We start from the raw sequence: 3,060 nt of genomic DNA on the forward strand, positions 1-3,060 counted from the left end.
GGCTGGAAGCCGCCGCGGCCGAAGGCGGGCGCGAGCGCGCCGACATTCTGGCCGCCCACCTGGCTCTGCTGGACGACCCGGCGCTGGTGGGCGAGGCGCAGGCCCGTATCGAGCGCGGCGCGAGCGCCGGCTTCGCCTGGCGCGCCGCCGTGCGCGGCCAGGCCGAAGCGCTGAAGGCTCTGGGCGACGCGCGCATGGCCGAGCGGGTCGGCGACCTGCTGGACCTGGAGCGCCAGGTGCTGACCGTGCTGGCCGGCGACCAGGTCCCGACCGGCCCCAGCCTGCCGCCCGAAACCATCCTGATCGCCGACGACCTGCTGCCCTCGCAGTTCGTGGGGCTGGACCTGAGCCGCCTGGCCGGGATCTGCCTGGCCCGCGGCGGCCCGACCGCTCACGTGGTCATCCTGGCTGCCGCGCAAGGCGTGCCGACCGTGGTCGCGGCCGGCTCTCGCGTGATGGACGTCGCCGAGGGCGCGCCGGTGATCCTGGACGCGACCAAGGGCGTCTTGCACCTGGCCCCGTCCAAGGACGAGGTCGACACGGTCCGAAGCCTGGTGCGGGCTCACGCCGACCGCCGCTCGGTCGAGCGCGCCGCCGCCCGCCAGGACTGCGTGACCGCCGACGGCGCGCGCATCGAGGTGTTCGCCAACCTGGGCGCCGCGGTCGAAGCCGCCGCGGCGGTGGAGGGCGGGGCCGAGGGCTGCGGCCTGCTGCGCACCGAATTCCTGTTCCTGGACCGCGCCACGCCGCCCGACGAGGACGAGCAGTTCGCCCAGTACCAGGCGGTGGCCACGGGGCTGGCCGGCCGGCCGCTGATCGTGCGCACGCTGGACGCCGGGGGCGACAAGCCGCTGGCTTACCTGCCGCTGCCGCACGAGGAGAACCCGGCGCTGGGCCTGCGCGGCGTGCGCACCGGCCTGCACCGCCCGGACCTGCTGCGGACCCAGCTGCGCGCCATCCTGCGGGTGCGGCCCGTCGACCAGTGCAAGATCATGCTGCCGATGGTGGCCTCGCTGGCCGAGCTGCGCGCGGTGCGCGCCATGCTGGACGAGATCCGCGCCCAGATCGGCCGCAAGGAACCGGCCCAGCTGGGCATCATGGTCGAGACCCCGGCTTCGGCCGTGTTGGCCGACCAGCTGGCGGCCGAGGCCGATTTCCTGTCGATCGGCACGAACGACCTGACCCAGTACGTGCTGGCCATGGACCGCGGCCATCCGCAGCTGGCCTCTCAGCTGGACAGCCTGCATCCGGCCGTGCTGCGCCTGATCAAGGCCGCCTGCGACGGCGGCGCGCGCAACAGCCGCTGGGTCGGCGTCTGCGGCGGCCTGGCCTCTGATCCCGTCGCCGCGCCGATTCTGATCGGCCTGGGCGTCACCGAATTGTCCGCCGCGCCTTCGGCCGTCCCCGGCCTGAAGGCGGTGATCCGCGACCTGCGCGCCAGCGACTGCCGCGCCGCAGCCTCGCGTGCCCTGGACCTGACCTCGGCCGCCGAGGTGCGGGCCCTGGTGCTGAAGACCTGGCCGGCGATCGCCGAGCGCGCCTGAGGAGCCCCGCCATGAAATCTCCGCTCGCAGGTCTCCAGAAGCTCGGCCGGGCGCTCATGCTGCCCATCGCGGTCCTGCCGGTGGCGGGCCTGCTGCTGCGCCTGGGCCAGCCCGACCTTTTGAACATCGCCTTCATCAGCGCCGCCGGCCAGGCGATCTTCTCCAACCTGGGCCTGCTGTTCGCCATCGGCGTGGCGGTCGGCTTCGCGCGCGAGAACCACGGCGCGGCCGGCCTCGCCGGTGCGGTCGGCTATCTGGTCGCCACCCAGGGCGCCAAGGTGCTGATCGCCGTGCCGCCCGAGGTCACCGCCGACGTGGCCGACAAGTTTCGCGGGCTGGCTGAGGCGGCCTTCAAGGACGGGGCGGTCGGCAAGCTGTCGGTGCCGATCGGTCTGCTGTCCGGTCTGATCGCCGGCGGCCTCTACAACCGCTACGGCGAGATCAAGCTGCCCGATTACCTCGCCTTCTTCGGCGGTCGGCGCTTCGTGCCCATCGCCTCGGGCTTCGCGGGCCTGCTGCTGGCGGCGGCCTTCGGCTTCGGGTGGCCCTATGTCGAGCACGGCATGGACGAGCTCAGCCGCACGGTGCTGGAGTCCGGCGAGATCGGCCTGTTCGGCTACGGCGTGCTGAACCGGGCCCTGCTGGTCACCGGCCTGCACCACATCATCAACAACCTCGCCTGGTTCGTGCTGGGCGACTACCACGGCGCCACCGGCGACCTGGGCCGCTTCTTCGCCGGCGATCCGTCGGCCGGCGCCTTCATGACCGGCTTCTTCCCGGTGATGATGTTCGGCCTGCCGGCCGCCTGCCTGGCCATGTACCACGCGGCCCGGCCGGAGCGGCGCAAGGCGGTCGGCGGCATGCTGCTGTCCATGGCCCTGACCTCGTTCCTGACCGGGGTCACCGAGCCGATCGAATTCACCTTCATGTTCCTGGCGCCGCTGCTGTACGCGATCCACGCCCTGCTGACCGGCCTGTCCATGGTGATCATGGACCTCTTGAACGTGCGGCTGGGCTTCAGCTTCTCGGCCGGGGCGTTCGACTATGTGCTGAGCTTCGGCAAGGGCACCAACGGCTGGCTGCTGATCCCGGTCGGCCTGGCCTACGCCGCCGCCTATTACGGCCTGTTCCGCCTGTGCATCGCCGTCTTCAAGCTGCAGACGCCGGGCCGCGAGCTCGACGAGGCGGTCGCGGCGGAGGCGCCGGTCCCGACCGGCACGCGCGGCGAGCAGTTCGTCCGCGCGCTCGGCGGAGCCGCCAACCTGACTTCGATCGACGCCTGCACCACGCGCCTGCGCCTGGAGGTGGTCGACCAGTCGGCGGTCAACGCCGGCGCGCTGAAGGACCTGGGCGCGCGCGGCCTGGTGAAGCCGTCGGCCACCGCCCTGCAGATCGTGCTGGGCCCGATCGCCGACCAGGTGGCCGGCGAGATCCGCGCCGCGGCCGCGCGCGGGGGACAGGCGTCCAAGCCTGCCGCGACCGCCGCGCCGATCGCGCCGGCGGCGTCGCCCAAGCG

At 73.1% G+C, this 3,060-nt stretch carries 2 protein-coding genes; both read left to right on the top strand.

Annotation, left to right across the window (positions count from 1 at the left end; translation table 11 throughout):
- Positions 1-1,544: phosphoenolpyruvate--protein phosphotransferase (gene ptsP / locus G3573_RS20995; protein ID WP_163263595.1), on the top strand; the 1,544-nt coding region annotated here is incomplete at its 5' end.
- An 11-nt stretch (positions 1,545-1,555) separates the two neighbouring features.
- Positions 1,556-3,060 (top strand): N-acetylglucosamine-specific PTS transporter subunit IIBC (gene nagE, locus G3573_RS21000; protein WP_163263596.1); only part of this gene is annotated, 1,505 nt, incomplete at its 3' end.

Source organism: Caulobacter sp. 17J65-9, from assembly GCF_010975005.1.
Lineage (GTDB): Bacteria > Pseudomonadota > Alphaproteobacteria > Caulobacterales > Caulobacteraceae > 17J80-11.